A 16,520-nucleotide genomic window follows, 5' to 3' on the forward strand; every position below is an offset into this window, starting at 1 on the left:
AAGTATGCTCCCTTTTTTTGTACGCATGACAGGGAAAAAAGTTGTTATTGCTGGCGGGGGACAGATTGCGTATCGCCGCCTTCTCCCTCTTTTACATGAGGGAGCTTATATTACCGTCATTAGTCCAGAAGCGATCGATGCCATTGTTCATTTAGCCGAACAAAAACGAATTACGTGGCACCCCCGTCCCATTGAGCCAACCGATTATAGCGATGCTTTTTTGATTATTGCGGCGACAAACGACCCGAATGTCAATGAGCAAATCGCTACATATGCATCACCAAACCAACTTGTCAACGTAGCGAGCAACCATCTTCTCGGCAACGTTCATGTACCTGCATCTTTTTCGCGTGGAAAATTACAAATTGCCATTACGACAGGTGGAGCAAACCCTGCACTTGCGAAAGAAATAAAAAAACAACTAGAACAAATATTTGACGAATCGATTGCCGAGCATGTCGAACAACTATATAAACAACGCCAAAAGCAAAAAGAAGAGCATTGACAGCTCTTTCTTTTATGCTTCTAGCAACAATACTTCTAATGAAGGAGTGCGGGATACGTAACCAACGGCAACGACCGTATAAGACTTATTTGGTTGGAAGCGTACATTGGGAATCGATAAAACCACTTGATTTGTTCCTGCCACTCGCACATCGACATGTAATTTTTCGTTGACTGGCGCTTCAATGTAATCCGTCACCTTTCCAAATGAGGCATTGCGAAATAGCACATCGCCATTGCGCAACGCAATATCTACCGCTGGGGCATCTGGGGAAAAGTGGGCGAAACGCACTTTCGCTTTTCCGTGCGGCGCATATGGTTGGTCGAGCATAGAAAGAAGTTGTAAGCGATGAACATCACCGATCACCGCAAGCGTATACGTCATTTTCGGCAATATTTGAATCGTTTGACTAAGAACTGGAGACGTCGTATGTCCTGCTGGATACACATCGATGCGATGCTCTCCTTTTGGTATTTTCATATATTGACTGAGTTGTTTATATTTCGCATTCCGTAATATTTTTTGCCCATTGACATATACATCAACCGCAGGAGCATTAGGCGATGCATGAAATAAACGAACTCGTCCGGCGTCATCATCTCTATCTTCTTCGCGTGACTTCACGACCTTTTCTACATACTCCATATGTTTTCGCATATACTTTTCATACTGATCCCAATCTTTATATTGATAATAACGCGCCAACAAATCATACATAACTGCTTTTTGAATGTAACGATCCATTTCGTTCACAACCGTTCCTCCCTCGTAAATCTTTTTACGTATTCAACGTATGCAATACAAGGTAGGCTGTTGTATGATTTTTATAGAAAATTTTTTGCGAAGGAGATAAATAGATGGTCGTTCGTTATTCCATTGTTGTGCACGGTCGCGTACAAGGTGTAGGATTTCGTTACTTCGCCCAATATGAAGCAAGAAAACGAGGATTAACTGGCTGGATAAAAAATTGTGATGCCGATCATATGATCGAAATGGAAGTTCAAGGGGAAGTGGAAAAGGTTGAAGTGTTTGTTGATAAAATAAAACAAGGACCACCGTTTGCGTATGTAGAACGCATAGAACAGTACGCCATTCCTACCGTCTCTCATGAAACAGCTTTTCGCATAATATACTGAAAAAAGCTGACCGAGGTCAGCTTTTTTCATGACAACTAGTGCTACATGATCCTTTGACAGAACAAGCCGCACATGTACCACGTTTACTTTTTTGAATAAAACGAAAAATCGTCCATCCCGCATATCCGAAAATGATTGATCCGATAACAACATTTACAATCATATATATCCCTTCCTTTAGAAGCTGAACAAGCCTCCAACTTGGTAAATGACAAACGAAACGATATATGCAAGCACGAGCGCATAACCAATCGAAAACATCGTCCATTTTCGTGAACCTGTCTCTTTATAAATCGTTGCGACAGTGGCTAAGCATGGAACATATAGTAAAACGAACACCATAAAACTAAACGCTGATAGCGGAGTAAAGTGCGTTGCCATCAACCCTTGGAGCGATTCAACATCCGGCACATGATAAATAATGTTCATCGTTGATACAACGACTTCTTTGGCTAAAAAGCCGGTTAACAACGCTGCTCCAGCTTGCCACGTTCCAAATCCAAGTGGGGCAAGCAGCGGGGCAAGTATACCACCGATTATCGCCAGAAAGCTGTCGTCCATATTTACATTAACACCGTGCGGACCAACATAAGATAATAACCAAATGGCAACGGAACCACCAAAAATAAACGTTCCTGCTTTTTTCACAAATCCTTTTCCTTTATCCCACGTGCTACGCCATAGTGCTTGCCATTGTGGCATACGATATGGCGGCAATTCCACGACAAATACCGATGTTTCTTCTTTTAAAATCGTTAACGAAAAAAGTTTTGCAAGTATAAGCGCAAGTGAAATGCCTAGAACATATAAAGAAAGAACGACAATAGCTTGATGTGCTGCAAAAAATGCACCGACAAACAGAGCATATACCGGCAAGCGTGCGGAACAAGACATTAACGGTGTTAACAATGTCGTCACAAGCCGCTCCCGTGGCTGCTCAATCGTCCGTGCCGCCATGACACCCGGAACATTACAACCAAATCCGATAATAAGCGGGATAAATGCTTTTCCGTTCAATCCAACTGCTTCCATTAATCGATCCATGACAAGCGCTACACGCGCCATATACCCTGAATCTTCTAAGAAAGAAATGAAGAAAAATAAAATGAAAATTTGCGGAACAAACACAAGCACACCGCCTACTCCTGCAATCACACCATCAACAACGAGCGCACGGATAAATTCAGAAGCACCGATCACTTCTAACATCGCTGTCACCGAATCGGTTAACGGACCAGCGAAAAAGGCATCAAGCAAATCGGAAAGCGGTGCTCCGAGCCAATCAAATGTAAGTTGAAATAACATATACATAGCTAGTAAAAAAAGCGGAATACCGATATATTTATTCGTCACAACTGCATCGATGCGATCCGTCAGCGTTACCTGTCCGATTTCTGTGCGTTGCACAACTTGTTCGATGACCTCTTTTACAAATGAACGGCGTTTTTCATAAATAAACTGAGCAAGCGACATTCGTTCCGTATGCTGAACTTCTTTTTCTGCTTGTTCATATAATGAACGCCATGTTGCCTCCGGCCATTTTTCTGCAACATAATCACGAACGTAGCTATTTCCTTCATAAAATTGAATGGCTAACCAACGAACTGGGAATTGTTCCTCTGTGCCCCATGACGCGATAAATCGTTCAATCGCTCGTTCCATCGCCTCACCGTAAAAAAGAGTGAAAGGCTCCGTTTGCCCTGTCACTTTTTCAAGCAACGTGTGTTCTATTTGATCGCATCCTTTCCCTGTTCGAGCAATGACAGGAACAACAGGAACGCGCAACGCTTCTGCTAATTTGGCTTGATCGATAAATATGCCGCGTCTTTCTGCGACATCCACCATATTTAAAGCGACTGTCAGCGGTTTACCGAATTCTAATAGCTGCACAGTTAACAATAAATTTCGTTCTAGTTGTGACGCATCGACGATATTTAAAATTTCATCGAACGATTCAGTCAATAAAAATTGCGTCACGACACGCTCATCGCGGGAAAGTGGATGAAGCGAATATACGCCCGGCAAATCAATCATTTTTGCTTTTTTGCTACGCAAAACACCCACTTTTTTTTCAACGGTAACGCCGCTCCAGTTTCCCACATACTCGTACGTTCCTGTTAATTGATTAAACAATGACGTTTTCCCTGTATTTGGGTTACCTACAAGTGCAATACGCATCATAGCGGCTTCACCTGAATGTTCATCGCCTCATGACGGCGGATGCCGACACATTGTCCACAATTTTCGATCATAAATGGGCCACCAAGCGGCATCGTGCATTTCAAACAAATTTCTGCCCCTTCCGTTACCCCCATATCTAACAATCTTCTTTTTACTAAATCACTTACTCGCGATAAATCAACAATTTTCGCACGTTCCCCAACTCGTAATTGCGTCATCGCAACCATACGTAATCCCCCAATTAATAATGATAACCTTTTTCATTAATCATTATAGTACGAGTAAACAAAAACATCTATCTTTTTTTATTGTGTTCACAAAATATTACGATGCGGAGGACACAGGCATATGTTTAAAACATGTCTGTATAATAGCTTCATTCGCTCGTTCGTTTTTTACACAAAACAAACGATCTTCACCGCATATGTCAACACCGAGCACATGCTTGAATCGGAAAAGATAGTCAACGTAAGTGATAAGGGAGCGTAGCGACATTGTCCCTTGATCCCAATTTGTTTGTGCATCTTGAGGGCGAAGCACATCTTTATCAATGCTAATGTATATATGTTTTGTCGGAATTGCGCGCACAATCGTCATTGGCGCATACATGAAATTGCTTTTTGGAAAGATCGTAACATGTGAAGATGTTTGTGAAGTTGCAGAACCGATGATGACAACATGTTTTAATGTCGGAACGTGTTTTTGAGCATATAATACCCATGAACCACATGAAAGAAGTGGAAACAACGTTTGCTCATTCATGTCTGTATGATGGTCAAACAATACGAGCGTAAACGGCTCACGAAACGGCTTAAGTAATGCGTATGAAACGTAATGATAATTCCCGCTTCCGATCAACGTTATCCCTCTTGTATGGCGACATGCTAGTCGTTTTTCAATTTCTTGCATCGCACCGTCATCGCAATATAAATTCGTTCCTTTAATGTCATCCATCTCGATCCATTCATGAGGAAAACGAAGAAGGTTTCGTTGCCACGTATACGTATGATCGAAGTTTAAAAACGTTACACTTGGATGCATACTTCTCCCCACCCTTGTGCAAGTTTTTTCTTCAATCAAATTATACAAACATCTTAATCACATGCACAACGACGTTTTTCGTGAAAGAATTCACATATTTGTCAAAAAACAAATACTAATACCCCTTTATCTATATATATTCTTGTGATACAATTCACAATGTAAGGGGGCTGATCAAGATGAGCAAAAAAATCGTGATAGTTGGTGGCGTAGCTGGTGGCGCAACGACAGCTGCTCGCTTACGTCGTTTAGATGAACAAGCAGAAATCGTAATGTTTGAACGTGGAGAATATATTTCATTTGCAAACTGTGGCCTTCCATATTATATCGGTGGTGCAATCGCAGAGCGTGATGCTTTACTTGTACAAACGGTTGAAGGCATGGCAGAAAAATTTAATCTTGACATTCGTATTCAAAGCGAAGTCATTGCCATTAACCGTGAACGTAAAACGGTAACTGTAAAACATTTGCCAACCGGAAAAACGTATGAAGAAAACTATGATTATCTCGTTTTATCGCCAGGGGCAAGCCCAATAAAACCAAACATCCCAGGTATCGAAGAAGCGAACGATTTATTTACATTGCGCAACATTCCAGATACAGATCGGATCAAAGCATATGTAGATGAAAAGAAACCGAAAAGAGCGGTCGTCATCGGTGGCGGCTTTATCGGGGTAGAAATGGCGGAAAACTTATGGGAACGTGGCATACATGTCACGCTTGTTGAAATGGCGAAGCAAATTATGGCACCTGTCGATTACGAAATGGCGGCGATTCTCCATCAGCATATGAGAGATAAAGGCGTGCGACTCATTTTAGAAGACGGTGTCGCAGCATTTGAAAAGCAAGGAAAAATTGTTCGCCTACAAAGCGGAACAACACTTGATACGGACATGATCGTATTAGCAATTGGCGTAAAACCAGAAAATGAATTAGCGAAACAGGCAGGATTAGCGATTGGCGAACGGGGTGGCATTCAAGTAAATGAATATTTACAAACATCTGATCCATCGATTTATGCCATTGGCGATGCAATCGAAGTGATGGACTATGTTAACGGCAAACCGACTCACATTCCGCTCGCGTGGCCAGCAAATCGGCAAGGACGAATTGTTGCTGACCATATCAATGGTCGAAACACAAACTACAAAGGAACGCTTGGCACAGCGATCGCGAAAGTATTTGACATGACGGTAGCGGCAACAGGAAACAATGAAAAAACGTTACAACGTCTCGGCATACAATATGAAGTGATACACATTCATCCAAATTCACATGCAAGCTATTATCCAGGTGCATTTCCAATTGCTCTAAAACTATTATTTGATCGACAAACAGGTCGCATATTTGGGGCACAAGCAGTTGGTTATGACGGTGTCGATAAACGAATTGACGTCATTGCGACAGCAATCAAAGGCGGAATGACTGTGTTTGACTTACCAGATTTAGAATTAGCGTACGCACCGCCATATTCATCTGCTAAAGACCCAGTGAATATGGCTGGTTATGTCGCAACAAACATCATTGAAGATATGGTTGAAACGATTCAATGGCATGAAGTCAATGAATTAGTGAAGAGCGGAGCATGTCTTGTTGATGTTCGTGAGGAAATAGAACGCGACATGGGCTTTATTCCAAGCTCAATAAATATTCCGCTTGGACAATTACGCAAACGACTTCATGAATTGCCTAAAGATGAAACGATCTACGTATATTGCCAAGTCGGACTACGTGGTTATTTAGCTGCACGTATATTAAGTCAGCACGGTTTCCGCGTGAAAAACTTAGATGGCGGATATAAAACATATGCAGCTGTTTATAGCGAACAACAAGAGCAACGAAAAGAGGAACAAACAGAAAAACAAGTGGAGCGTGTAGACGTCATGAATGTTCAAGCGACAACAACATTAGACGCATGTGGACTCCAATGCCCTGGACCAATTATGAAAGTATATCAAACGATGGAACAGTTAAAAGATGGAGATGTACTAGAAGTAAAAGCAACGGACCCAGGGTTTGCACGCGATATTCAATCATGGTGCAAAAAAACAGGTAATACGCTGTTAAAAACAACTTTTGAAAATAAAATGTTTATTGCCTACATTCAAAAAGGAACGAATAAAATCACTTTACCTGAAAAAGAAACAAGAAAAGACGGCGCAACACTTGTTGTTTTCAGCGGAGATTTAGATAAAGCGATCGCATCATTTATTATCGCATCAGGGGCTGCTGCAATGGGCAAAAAAGTAACAATGTTCTTTACATTCTGGGGGCTCAATATTTTACGAAAAAAAGATGCACCTCCCGTACAAAAAGATATGCTTGAAAAAATGTTCGGCATGATGATGCCAAAAGGTGTCCATGACCTCCCGTTATCAAAAATGAACATGGCAGGCATGGGACCAAAAATGATTCAATACGTCATGGAAAAGAAACATGTAGATGACATTGAAACATTAATGAAAAACGCCATGGCTGCAGGAGTTAAACTTGTCGCCTGCTCGATGTCAATGGACATTATGGGCATTAAAAAAGAGGAATTAATCAATGGAATCGAAGTGGGCGGTGTCGCCACATATTTAGGTGATGCAGAAGAAGCAGGATTAAACTTGTTTATTTAAAAAAATCGGGCTATCTCGCTACGGAGATAGCCCTTTCAAGTATATTCACAGGGGGATCGGGGGAATACACTTAGCATTATTCATTATGACCGTTCTTTTTTGTTTTATACATATGTTCATAAAATTTTTATGCCATTTTTCGTTTATCTATTTTTTTATTTTTTACATATCCCGCTAGTAAAATAGAAGCTGTCACAACAATAAGGAATACGAGCGATTGTGAATCTTTGGAAAAAATCATCCATTTTTTTATTTGTTCATCCTTTAATAACATCTCCCCCGCTGTCCACGCTAAAATACCTGATCCAACATAAGGAATCCATTTATACTTCTCCATCGCCAACACAATCGCCTTCGACCCAAAAATCATAATCGGAATGCTAATGGCGACACCGAAAGCGATCATGCCAATATGCCCGCCTGACGCCCCTGCAATCGCCACGACATTATCTAAACTCATGACAGCATCGGCTACAATAATTGTCCAAATCGCCTTCCATAAACGATCGGCAGCTTGTACGTTCGCTTCTTCCTCTTCATTGATCAACACTTTATATGCGATCCAAAGCAATAATAATCCCCCGGCAAGATGGACGAACGGAATTTGTAATAACAATACAATGACTGCGGCAAATAATACGCGTAAAATAACCGCTCCAGCTGTACCAAATAAAATGGCTCGATTGCGTTGTTTTTCTGGCAACCGACGTGTAGCCATCGCAATAACAATTGCATTATCTCCAGATAAAATAATGTCGATGGCAATAATTTTTAACAAAGCAAGAAGCGCTTCTGATGAAATCATCCAATCACCCATTACAGTTCCCCTTTTTCAATGTACTTCTCCCCTATCTTATCGTGAAGCCCGTCTACATTCAACTTTTGTGTTCCGACATATATGTTAAATTCTCTCTTTATTTTTACAAAAAACGATCGTTGTAATGTATTTGTAACATAATTTAATGGCTATGTAACAATTTTTCGACATCTTTTTTGCTATAATGTAGTCGTCCATGGAACAAGTCTTTTGGAGGTTCAAGCAATGAAAAAAGCTCTAGCCACTACCGCTCTCTTCATGTTGCTATGTTTCACGTATTTTGCAAGCCCTTTCAAAACAGAGGCTGCCTTTTCAGCAAATACGCTCATCGCTGAAGCCCATAAGGTTATTGGCACACCGTATCGTGCAGGAGGAACGACGCCAAAAGGATTTGACTGTTCCGGTTTTGTTAGCTATACATATAAGAAAGTAGGAGTTTCGCTTCCGCATTCTTCGAGTGCAATGTATGCGAAAGGGAAGCCTGTTTCTCTTAACCAATTAGCACCAGGAGATTTACTATTTTTCAAAACGTCGAAACATAAAGGGGTTTCCCACGTAGCGATCTATATCGGCGATGGTCGTATGATTCATGCAACATCATCAAAAGGCGTTCAAGTAAACTCCATCCACCAAGCTTATTGGAAACAACGTTTTGTAGGTGCAAAACGATTATAATGCGAAGGCAAGCACTTCATGCCGAACGTCATTTCGACGCGAAGTGCTTGCTCTCGACAAAAAGCAGGGGACATTCCCTGCTTTTTTCATTATTTTTTCATTTCCTCTCCCGTTTTTCCGATATATAATGTATGTAACATGGGGATGGTGGAGGGACATAACATTGATGACAAAAAAAGAGAAGCGAACGGTGACCATAACTGTTTTTGCTTTCATTTGTTTTTTAGGCATTTTACTATTTAGCTCATCGTTAACAATGACATTTGAGCGGAACCATTTTTTATCGGTTCATACATTACTTGAGTTTTTCAGTATTACGGTAGCCATGGCCATTGCGTTTCAAGGGTGGATTTCATTTCCCCAAGCATTGTCACGCCGTCGTTTACGTATTGCAACAACATTTTTAACTGTTGCTTTTCTCGATTTATTGCATACGCTTACATATAAACAAATGCCTGGCATTATCGTTGCCGATAGCTCGGTTCAACTTTCAACTTCTTTCTGGCTAGCTGCCCGTATGACCCAAGCCATATTTTTATTGCTCGCTTTCTTGCTTCCTGACGGTCCGATTCAGGAAAAAGAGAAGTTTCTTGCTTTCTTCGTTCCATTCCTATATATCGGGCTAGTGTCGGTGGGAATTGTGCACGCTGCAGATTCGCTTCCTCCGCTTGTCATCGAAGGGGTAGGAACAACACCATTTAAAAATGGGATAGAATATATCATTACAACGTTGCATGTTATCACAATCGTTGTACTCATCGGCCAATATAAAGAAAAACGATTAGCACCGACGCTTGATGTCATTGCTGGTTTCGTCTTTTTATTTTTAAGCGAGCTGATTTTTACGTTATATCGTAACGTTTATGATGTGCTAAACATCTTCGGACATATATATAAAGTGATCGGCTTTTCTTACTTTTTACGTGGCTTATACTTGGCATCATTTAAAGAACCGTTTCAGGCAAGAGAGCGCGCTGAACAAGCGCTCGCTAAAAGTCGGGAACAGCTAAGAAAACAGGCGTTATTCGATGAACTAACGAATTTACCAAATCGTCGTTATTTTATCGATACACTTCGTGAACGATTGGAAATAGCGAAAGTAAAAAACGAAACGGTGGCGCTTTTTTTCCTTGATTTAGATAACTTTAAAAACATTAACGACTCACTCGGTCACGCGGCTGGCGATCTTTTGTTGCAATTGGTGGCGAAACGATTAAGCCATTTGCACGATCATTTTGTCGCTCGCCTTGGGGGTGATGAATTTGCGGTCATTGTTTCTGATGTTCCTTCACTTGAACAAGTAGCACAACAGATGATTGATATACTTGGTGAACCTTTTTTCGTCCGTCAAAAAGAGCTGTTTATTACAACAAGTCTCGGCATAAGCATATATCCGACGCACGGTGAAGATGAAATGACATTGATTCAACATGCGGATATGGCAATGTATGAAGCAAAGAAAAAAGGGAAAAATCAATGGGCGATGTACGATCCAACGTTTGAAAAAGAACGGATGCGAAAATCGCTCATTCGTCAGCGACTACACGTTGCGCTAGAGCAACGTGCCATTTCTGTATATTACCAACCAATTATCGATATGAAACAAAATCGGCTTGTTGGCATAGAAGCACTCGCTCGCTGGAAAGACGAAGAACTCGGATTCGTTCCACCAGATGAATTTATTAGTATCGCTGAGGAAGACGGTTTTATTATTCCGCTTGGAGAATATATTTTCCAAACAGCTGTATTAGATTTAAAACGGCTACATGAACAAGGCATGTCTCACATATATGTAAGCATTAACTTATCGCTTCGTCAGTTAAAAAACGAGCAGTTCTTTTCTTTTGTACAACAGCTATTAGAACAAACTTGTCTACAACCACAATATATTGAACTAGAAATTACAGAAAATGTCGCCTTAAGCGATGAAAAACAAGTCATTGAAACGATCCGGGCACTGAAACAAATAGGCATTCGCATCGCAATTGACGATTTCGGAAGCGGCTACTCATCCATTGCCTATTTACGCCATATTTCAGTTGACACACTAAAAATTGATAAATCGTTTATTTTCGAAGTCATTACAAACGAACATACCGCAAAATTAACAGAAGCGATTATCGCACTTGCCCATCGTTTGCAACTTCACATTGTCGCTGAAGGAGTAGAAACAGATCGACACGTATCGTTTTTACAATCCACTCATTGCGACAAAGCGCAAGGTTATTTATTTAGTCCACCTGTTCCTTTTGAACAAGTGGTAAAACAGTTACAAACAGCTCATATACGATAAGGGGAGTACTTGGGGGATGGTAACAGACCATAAGCGACTGCAACAGATAAGTTACACAGGGGTAACAGAAGAAAAGCTACAATCAATTTATATTATTAGAAACTAACAGATGCATTTCCACCAGAGAAAGTAAAAGAAATTTTGCTTGATGGTCGCGGAAAACAATTCGATCCGAAACTCATTGACTTGTTCCTTACAATGTGGAACGATTTTCTTGAGACAAGAGAGCAGTTGGCATGAATCTTTTTAAAAAGAGAAGCACCTCCAGCTTTTTCGGGGTGCTTTTCCTTTTTATAACATTTGTCGCTGAATGATTGCAGCACGTTGGGCGGTTTCTGTTACATATGCTGCCATTTTTTCATTCGCATCTTTTAAATGTTCAACTGTCGCACTTACTTCTTCAAGCGATGCGCTCGACTGCTGAATAAAGACAGAAAAATCGCTAATGGAACGATCCATCTTCTCCCCTTGCTTCTCTAGCTTTTCGCTAATGATAAAAAAGTAAGATAATTGTTCTTGCAAATGATTTAACGACTGATACAATTTTTCAAAATACACATTCACTTCATCCGTTAACGTCTCATTTTTCGTTAATTGTTCACTCGTTTCATTCATTCTCTCTAATAGTTCATTGTTGCTTTCATTGACTTCCGCTAAATTACGAACGATGTGTTGTGTCGTTTCTTCCGTCAATACAGCCAATTTGCGAATTTCTTCAGCAACAACCGCAAATCCTTTCCCATACTCTCCTGCTCGTGCTGCCTCAATCGTTGCATTTAAAGCTAATAAATTCGTCTGATTTGTAATTTGTTTAATTTGTTTCGTTAACTCATTTGTATTGGCAATTTTACTTGTTAACGCATGTAATGTTGCTTTTGTAGCATGAATCGCGTCATGAAATTTTTCTGTATGTGTCAATAAAAGATGCATTTTTTGCATACCCGCTTGTGCCATCTCGCTCGATTGTGATGAGTGCTCTTTTAATTGTTTAGAAGTCTCATAAATCTGCTCACTCATTGCTTTCGCTTCCGCTACTTCATCATGAATATCAATGACTTGTTCGCTTTGCGCTTGACCTGCTACCGCTGCTTGCCGAATCGCTTCTTTCATTTCTTCTTGTGCTTGTACATTTTGAAGTACTTGTTGATGAATATGTTCAACATTTTCAATAATATGCTTTAACTGGTCTTCAAGTTCATGTCTTCTTGCCATTTGCTTTTCTTTTTCGGCATGCGTCTGTCCTACATGTTCAACGAGTTGATGAAATTGTTTGCGACTTAAATGTAATAACACAGAAAGGGCGATACCAATCATCACATAAACAATAAAAACCGTATGTCCTGTTTTTTGAAATACTTGCTGAAAAGAAGAAGGAACAAGCGCACCGACAACTAAAATGATAATGCCAAGCAGAAGTCCTGTTACAAACAACGTGCGATTTAAATGTAACACGGATAACACAACTAAACAAAAAGCGAGCGCAATCGTTCCTAAACTCCCCCCTGTCGTAAATAAACTACCTAATGTCGCAAAAAATAATATAAAAATAATAAAATATGGATAGATATGTTCGTATTTTTTTATCTTTTTTAACGCCATATACACGAGGGCATTTAGCACAAGACTTCCACCATAAATGGCAATCTTCTCAACTTTCTCTCCAATAAAAATAAGTCCGATCACACCTGTTATCGCGCTAAATGTGTAAATAAGGAACAAGAAAAAATTTTTCCTTCGCATTTCTTCCATTTTGAGTTGCCCAATAAAATCCACTCAAACCTCCCCCTTTTCCTTTTTCCTATACTATATCAAAAAAATAAGAAGTTAGTAAATAATATTCTGAAAATTAAAGATGTATTCATATAAAAAACACCGCGTCAATAGCGGTGTTACTCATATGGACGTTGTTGATAAAAATAATTCGGTTTGACGATTGTATTATCATAATGTTGGTGAAAAATGTGCGTCGTTGCAGGAGAAAGTGGGGGAATGAGCCACGTCCAACTGCCTGTTACTTTCCTTCCTGCTTCTTGCTCTTGCTGTTCGAACCGCTTAAACTGCTGTGCGGCGGTATGATGATCGACAATACTTACCCCTGCTTTTTTATATGAGTATAAAACAGCGATATTTAATTCAATAAGCGCTTGATCTTTCCATAATGTACTATTTCTTGACGTATCAAGTCCCATGCATGAAGCAATTTTCGGAAGCATGTTATAGCGGTAATCATCAGCAAAATTGCGCGCACCAATTTCTGTTCCCATATACCAGCCGTTAAACGGGGCTGCTGTATAACGTATGCCTCCGATTTCTAAACACATATCTGAAATAATCGGCACTGCATACCATTTTAATTGTAAATCGCGAAACCATGAAAACATCGGATGTTCAATCGGCACTTCCAGCACAATATCTTTTGGAATCGGAAATAACTTCGGCTTGCGCCCATCCACTTGAATGACAAGAGGCAAGATGTCAAAATGCGTTCGTTCCCCTCTCCATCCGAGTTGCTCACATGCTTTCGTAAACGAGATAGACGATGAGTCCCCGATTATTCCATGCTCTGTTTCATAACCTGCATAGCGAATTAGTTGATGATTCCAGATGCGTACCCGCTCAGGACGAAAAATAGTAATGGTCGGACGAATTTTCCCAATGTTTGTCGCAAATTCAATGTGATAAAACAGTCGCTCAGCGATATCCTCTTCCCGCTCAATCATACGTGCATCAAACACATGAAGCGTTTGCCAAAATAGACGCCCGATACAACGATTACTGTTGCGCCATGCCATACGCGCTCCGTGCTCAAGTTCTTCATACGTATGTTCATACGTCCCCTTTTGTTCAATCTCACGCTTAATTTGTTGCAAACGTTCATGAATGTCATCATCGCTTTTTCCTAACTCTTTATAACATAATGTAATAAATCGCTCTGCTTCTTTCCATAACATATGCCATCACTCCATGTTCGTATCTTCTTATACAATACATCATGTATGAAGAAAATGAAAAGAAAGAGCATATCGTTTCCTGTTCCGCTCTTCATTCTTATCATTTATAATAAGAATGGGGAACGGTCTTCATCTGTACTGCCACATCAAACAAAGCCTCTTTTCAACGTACGACATGCCACACAACTGTTTCCCTCTCTACTTTTCCAAACGAAAGGAGGGTAAGCATGGAGCATATGCTACAACGCATTTTGGACAAGCTTGAAAACATGGAAGCAGAACTGGCAGAAGTCAAAGCTAACATGGCAACAAAACAAGAACTTGAAGAAATCAAAGCTAATATGGCAACAAAGCAAGAGCTTGAAGAAATCAAAGCTAATATGGCAACAAAACAAGACTTAGCGCTTATCCAACAAGCAGTGCTTGAAACAAATGAAATCGTCAAAAAACTAGAAAGTAAAATCGACACCCATGAGCAACTGTTAACTCTTCTTTCACACCGCTCTCTTGAGCATGAGGCGGCCATTACTAGCATTCGTTTCATTTTAACGAAATAAACGAGGGGCTCCCCCTCGTTTATTCTATATGGTGTAACATATATTCATCTCCTTGTCGAACGATAACGACATAAAATGTACCAATGGATTCGTTTGTATGCGCGTTCATCACATTCACTTTCACTTTGACTTCCTCTTTTTTATTCGCTTCATCTGGCTCCCAAAAGACGATAGACGGGACAACGACAACTCGTTCTCCATTTAAAAACAACACTTTCGGCCCTGCATATCCTTCCATCCCCTTCACTTGTCCGCTGTCAGGTGGCATGGAGTCAGCAATGATTTGTTCATCGGACGATACCGATTGCTCCGCTCCGTGAATAGTTGTCGCATCGTCGACCATTTTGTCCGTAAATAACGTGCCATCGCTAGCTTCCATCGAGAAATTTACCTGTTCGTTTCCTTCATACATCGGATATATGTGCAGTCCTTGACGACCTGTTCTTGTTGAGACAAGTCCGTTATGAGCACTATACAGAGAAAAGCGCGGATCTTTTTCCCATGTCAATTTCACATCTTTACTTTCGCTCGTTTCAGTCGGTTTCATCTCAATATACGTGTGAAAGTTCAACAACTTTTGATCGACAGCGTCAAATTCAATGTAACCTGTTAAATGAGCTGCATCAGCGTAATACGTGCGCACGATGCGATACTTTCCATTTTCTAATGGTTGATTTAACAATGAAAGATCAATCACATCTTTCACAGTCTGTCCTTTGCCAATTAACGCAAGCATTTCGATAAATGCGAGATCATTCGTTAACGTTGTTGGTTGCCATGTTTGCTTTGTCTCATCATATCGCTCGATTGTATATGCATACCCAAATGAAATGACAGCATCACTTTTATTCGTTACCGAGAAAGTTAGTTTTTGAGTGTTCGCATCGTATGCGACATCATGAATCGTTATATTTGAATCGGCTACTTCCATTTTCACCATATCCTCTCCTTGCGCGTTTTCCATCATGATTTCCTCTTTTTCTTTAGTCGATATGGTCGGATACAAACTAATCGCCAATAATACACTTGCCGCAGCCATGGCAACATATGCAGGACGAAATGACTTTCGCTTCGGTTGTTTTTCTCTTTTTTCAATCTGGGCGATCACTTTATTTTTCAATTGCTCCGTCACGACAATGTGTTCCATCTCTTTTTTATATCGCTCACGCAAAATCATACTCCCCTTTCAATTTGTTTTTTAACATTTCTCGCGCACGAGCAAGCAACGAACGAACCGTACTTTCACGCTTTTTCAACAAATGGGCGATTTCTTTCGTCTGATACCCCTCATAATAAAATAAATGGACAACCTCTCGATATTTTGTCGGGAGCGATGTGACTGCTGATATGACTTCAAAGCTGGCATTGTTATCAATATAAGGGGAATGAGCCCCATCTTCATACGCATCCATTTTTCGATATACAAACGATTTCAGTTTGTTTTTGCATATATTGATAGTAACGCGAATCAACCACGCCTTCATATGCGCTTCGCTTTGTATCCGATCCATATGTTCATATAGCTTAATAAATACATCTTGAAATACATCTTCCGCATCATGTTGATTGCTCATATACGTATACGCAAGGCGCAATACCATATTCCCATACTCATCCATGGCACGTTTAATTTGTTCTTTTGTGCACAACGAAACGACCTCCTTTCACTCTATATACAACTGAACAGGTGAAAATGTTGCGACCGATCAAAATTTTTTATCCTAAGTATACAAAAAGACAGCG

Annotated in this window: 16 protein-coding genes; 6 read left to right on the forward strand and 10 right to left on the reverse strand. The window is 40.3% G+C overall.

Annotated elements, in window-relative coordinates; all coding sequences use genetic code 11:
- The first annotated feature begins 4 nt into the window (after window positions 1–4).
- The gene (locus tag HNQ84_RS07465) at window positions 5–505 is read left to right on the forward strand and encodes an NAD(P)-dependent oxidoreductase (RefSeq protein ID WP_435621687.1); all 501 of its coding nucleotides are present in this window, start codon (window positions 5–7) and stop codon (window positions 503–505) included.
- A gap of 12 nt (window positions 506–517) precedes the next feature.
- Here HNQ84_RS07465 and HNQ84_RS07470 read toward each other — a convergent pair whose 3' ends face one another.
- The gene (locus tag HNQ84_RS07470; protein ID WP_435621737.1) at window positions 518–1,249 is read right to left on the reverse strand and encodes a DUF4397 domain-containing protein; all 732 of its coding nucleotides are present in this window, start codon (window positions 1,247–1,249) and stop codon (window positions 518–520) included.
- Between the two features lie 113 nt (window positions 1,250–1,362).
- On the opposite strand from HNQ84_RS07470, the gene HNQ84_RS07475 reads away from it, so the two are divergent.
- Window positions 1,363–1,641: an acylphosphatase gene (locus HNQ84_RS07475; RefSeq protein ID WP_435621688.1), complete on the forward strand. Its 279-nt coding sequence runs from the start codon at window positions 1,363–1,365 to the stop codon at window positions 1,639–1,641.
- Between the two features lie 16 nt (window positions 1,642–1,657).
- Here HNQ84_RS07475 and HNQ84_RS07480 read toward each other — a convergent pair whose 3' ends face one another.
- From HNQ84_RS07480 to HNQ84_RS07495, 4 genes are all read right to left on the reverse strand, one after another.
- Window positions 1,658–1,804 carry a FeoB-associated Cys-rich membrane protein gene (locus tag HNQ84_RS07480; protein WP_183242805.1) on the reverse strand — a complete coding sequence of 49 codons (147 nt, stop codon included), beginning with the start codon at window positions 1,802–1,804 and terminating at the stop codon, window positions 1,658–1,660.
- A gap of 14 nt (window positions 1,805–1,818) precedes the next feature.
- The gene (gene feoB, locus HNQ84_RS07485; RefSeq protein ID WP_435621689.1) at window positions 1,819–3,822 is read right to left on the reverse strand and encodes a ferrous iron transport protein B; all 2,004 of its coding nucleotides are present in this window, start codon (window positions 3,820–3,822) and stop codon (window positions 1,819–1,821) included.
- On the reverse strand, window positions 3,819–4,049 hold the full coding sequence (locus tag HNQ84_RS07490; protein ID WP_006321986.1) for a FeoA family protein: 231 nt from the start codon (window positions 4,047–4,049) through the stop codon (window positions 3,819–3,821). Before HNQ84_RS07490 ends, feoB begins: the two co-directional genes overlap by 4 nt.
- 97 nt (window positions 4,050–4,146) lie before the next feature.
- On the reverse strand, window positions 4,147–4,863 hold the full coding sequence (locus tag HNQ84_RS07495) for an arginase family protein (RefSeq protein WP_435621690.1): 717 nt from the start codon (window positions 4,861–4,863) through the stop codon (window positions 4,147–4,149).
- A 179-nt stretch (window positions 4,864–5,042) separates the two neighbouring features.
- Here HNQ84_RS07495 and cdr point away from each other — a divergent pair, with 179 nt between their 5' ends.
- Window positions 5,043–7,484, forward strand: a complete 2,442-nt coding sequence (gene cdr, locus HNQ84_RS07500; RefSeq protein WP_435621691.1) for a CoA-disulfide reductase — start codon at window positions 5,043–5,045, stop codon at window positions 7,482–7,484.
- Between the two features lie 127 nt (window positions 7,485–7,611).
- Here the strand turns inward: cdr and HNQ84_RS07505 are convergent, their stop codons facing one another.
- Window positions 7,612–8,301, reverse strand: coding sequence for a TerC family protein (locus HNQ84_RS07505; RefSeq protein ID WP_435621692.1), 690 nt, complete (start codon window positions 8,299–8,301; stop codon window positions 7,612–7,614).
- Between the two features lie 225 nt (window positions 8,302–8,526).
- On the opposite strand from HNQ84_RS07505, the gene HNQ84_RS07510 reads away from it, so the two are divergent.
- The gene (locus tag HNQ84_RS07510) at window positions 8,527–8,976 is read left to right on the forward strand and encodes a C40 family peptidase (protein WP_435621693.1); all 450 of its coding nucleotides are present in this window, start codon (window positions 8,527–8,529) and stop codon (window positions 8,974–8,976) included.
- A gap of 166 nt (window positions 8,977–9,142) precedes the next feature.
- Window positions 9,143–11,269: a bifunctional diguanylate cyclase/phosphodiesterase gene (locus HNQ84_RS07515; protein WP_435621738.1), complete on the forward strand. Its 2,127-nt coding sequence runs from the start codon at window positions 9,143–9,145 to the stop codon at window positions 11,267–11,269.
- Between the two features lie 291 nt (window positions 11,270–11,560).
- Here the strand turns inward: HNQ84_RS07515 and HNQ84_RS07520 are convergent, their stop codons facing one another.
- Window positions 11,561–13,042 (reverse strand): methyl-accepting chemotaxis protein, encoded by a 1,482-nt coding sequence (locus tag HNQ84_RS07520; RefSeq protein ID WP_435621694.1) that lies wholly within the window; start codon window positions 13,040–13,042, stop codon window positions 11,561–11,563.
- Window positions 13,043–13,158: 116 nt separating this feature from the next.
- Window positions 13,159–14,220, reverse strand: a complete 1,062-nt coding sequence (locus HNQ84_RS07525) for a nitric oxide synthase oxygenase (RefSeq protein ID WP_435621695.1) — start codon at window positions 14,218–14,220, stop codon at window positions 13,159–13,161.
- Window positions 14,221–14,447: 227 nt separating this feature from the next.
- Between HNQ84_RS07525 and HNQ84_RS07530 the strand changes: the two genes are divergently transcribed.
- Window positions 14,448–14,777, forward strand: coding sequence for a hypothetical protein (locus HNQ84_RS07530; protein ID WP_435621696.1), 330 nt, complete (start codon window positions 14,448–14,450; stop codon window positions 14,775–14,777).
- Window positions 14,778–14,796: 19 nt separating this feature from the next.
- Here HNQ84_RS07530 and HNQ84_RS07535 read toward each other — a convergent pair whose 3' ends face one another.
- Together HNQ84_RS07535 and HNQ84_RS07540 are read right to left on the reverse strand one after the other, a co-directional pair.
- Window positions 14,797–15,954, reverse strand: a complete 1,158-nt coding sequence (locus HNQ84_RS07535; protein WP_435621697.1) for an immunoglobulin-like domain-containing protein — start codon at window positions 15,952–15,954, stop codon at window positions 14,797–14,799.
- Window positions 15,941–16,426 carry a sigma-70 family RNA polymerase sigma factor gene (locus HNQ84_RS07540; protein WP_435621698.1) on the reverse strand — a complete coding sequence of 162 codons (486 nt, stop codon included), beginning with the start codon at window positions 16,424–16,426 and terminating at the stop codon, window positions 15,941–15,943. The genes HNQ84_RS07535 and HNQ84_RS07540 overlap by 14 nt, the downstream gene beginning before the upstream one ends.
- Window positions 16,427–16,520: the final 94 nt, after the last annotated feature.

The organism is Anoxybacillus eryuanensis, assembly GCF_051200995.1.
Taxonomy (GTDB): Bacteria; Bacillota; Bacilli; order Bacillales; family Anoxybacillaceae; genus Anoxybacillus; species Anoxybacillus tengchongensis.

Bases quoted from the DNA above. Each gene is read 5' to 3' on its own strand.
- cdr (WP_435621691.1), top strand. From the start codon at position 5,043: ATGAGCAAAAAAATCGTGATAGTTGGTGGCGTAGCTGGTGGCGCAACG.
- HNQ84_RS07490 (WP_006321986.1), bottom strand. From the start codon at position 4,049: ATGGTTGCGATGACGCAATTACGAGTTGGGGAACGTGCGAAAATTGTT.
- HNQ84_RS07525 (WP_435621695.1), bottom strand. From the start codon at position 14,220: ATGTTATGGAAAGAAGCAGAGCGATTTATTACATTATGTTATAAAGAG.
- HNQ84_RS07530 (WP_435621696.1), top strand. From the start codon at position 14,448: ATGGAGCATATGCTACAACGCATTTTGGACAAGCTTGAAAACATGGAA.
- feoB (WP_435621689.1), bottom strand. From the start codon at position 3,822: ATGATGCGTATTGCACTTGTAGGTAACCCAAATACAGGGAAAACGTCA.
- HNQ84_RS07475 (WP_435621688.1), top strand. From the start codon at position 1,363: ATGGTCGTTCGTTATTCCATTGTTGTGCACGGTCGCGTACAAGGTGTA.
- HNQ84_RS07470 (WP_435621737.1), bottom strand. From the start codon at position 1,249: ATGGATCGTTACATTCAAAAAGCAGTTATGTATGATTTGTTGGCGCGT.
- HNQ84_RS07465 (WP_435621687.1), top strand. From the start codon at position 5: ATGCTCCCTTTTTTTGTACGCATGACAGGGAAAAAAGTTGTTATTGCT.
- HNQ84_RS07535 (WP_435621697.1), bottom strand. From the start codon at position 15,954: ATGATTTTGCGTGAGCGATATAAAAAAGAGATGGAACACATTGTCGTG.
- HNQ84_RS07495 (WP_435621690.1), bottom strand. From the start codon at position 4,863: ATGCATCCAAGTGTAACGTTTTTAAACTTCGATCATACGTATACGTGG.
- HNQ84_RS07515 (WP_435621738.1), top strand. From the start codon at position 9,143: ATGACAAAAAAAGAGAAGCGAACGGTGACCATAACTGTTTTTGCTTTC.
- HNQ84_RS07510 (WP_435621693.1), top strand. From the start codon at position 8,527: ATGAAAAAAGCTCTAGCCACTACCGCTCTCTTCATGTTGCTATGTTTC.
- HNQ84_RS07480 (WP_183242805.1), bottom strand. From the start codon at position 1,804: ATGATTGTAAATGTTGTTATCGGATCAATCATTTTCGGATATGCGGGA.
- HNQ84_RS07505 (WP_435621692.1), bottom strand. From the start codon at position 8,301: ATGGGTGATTGGATGATTTCATCAGAAGCGCTTCTTGCTTTGTTAAAA.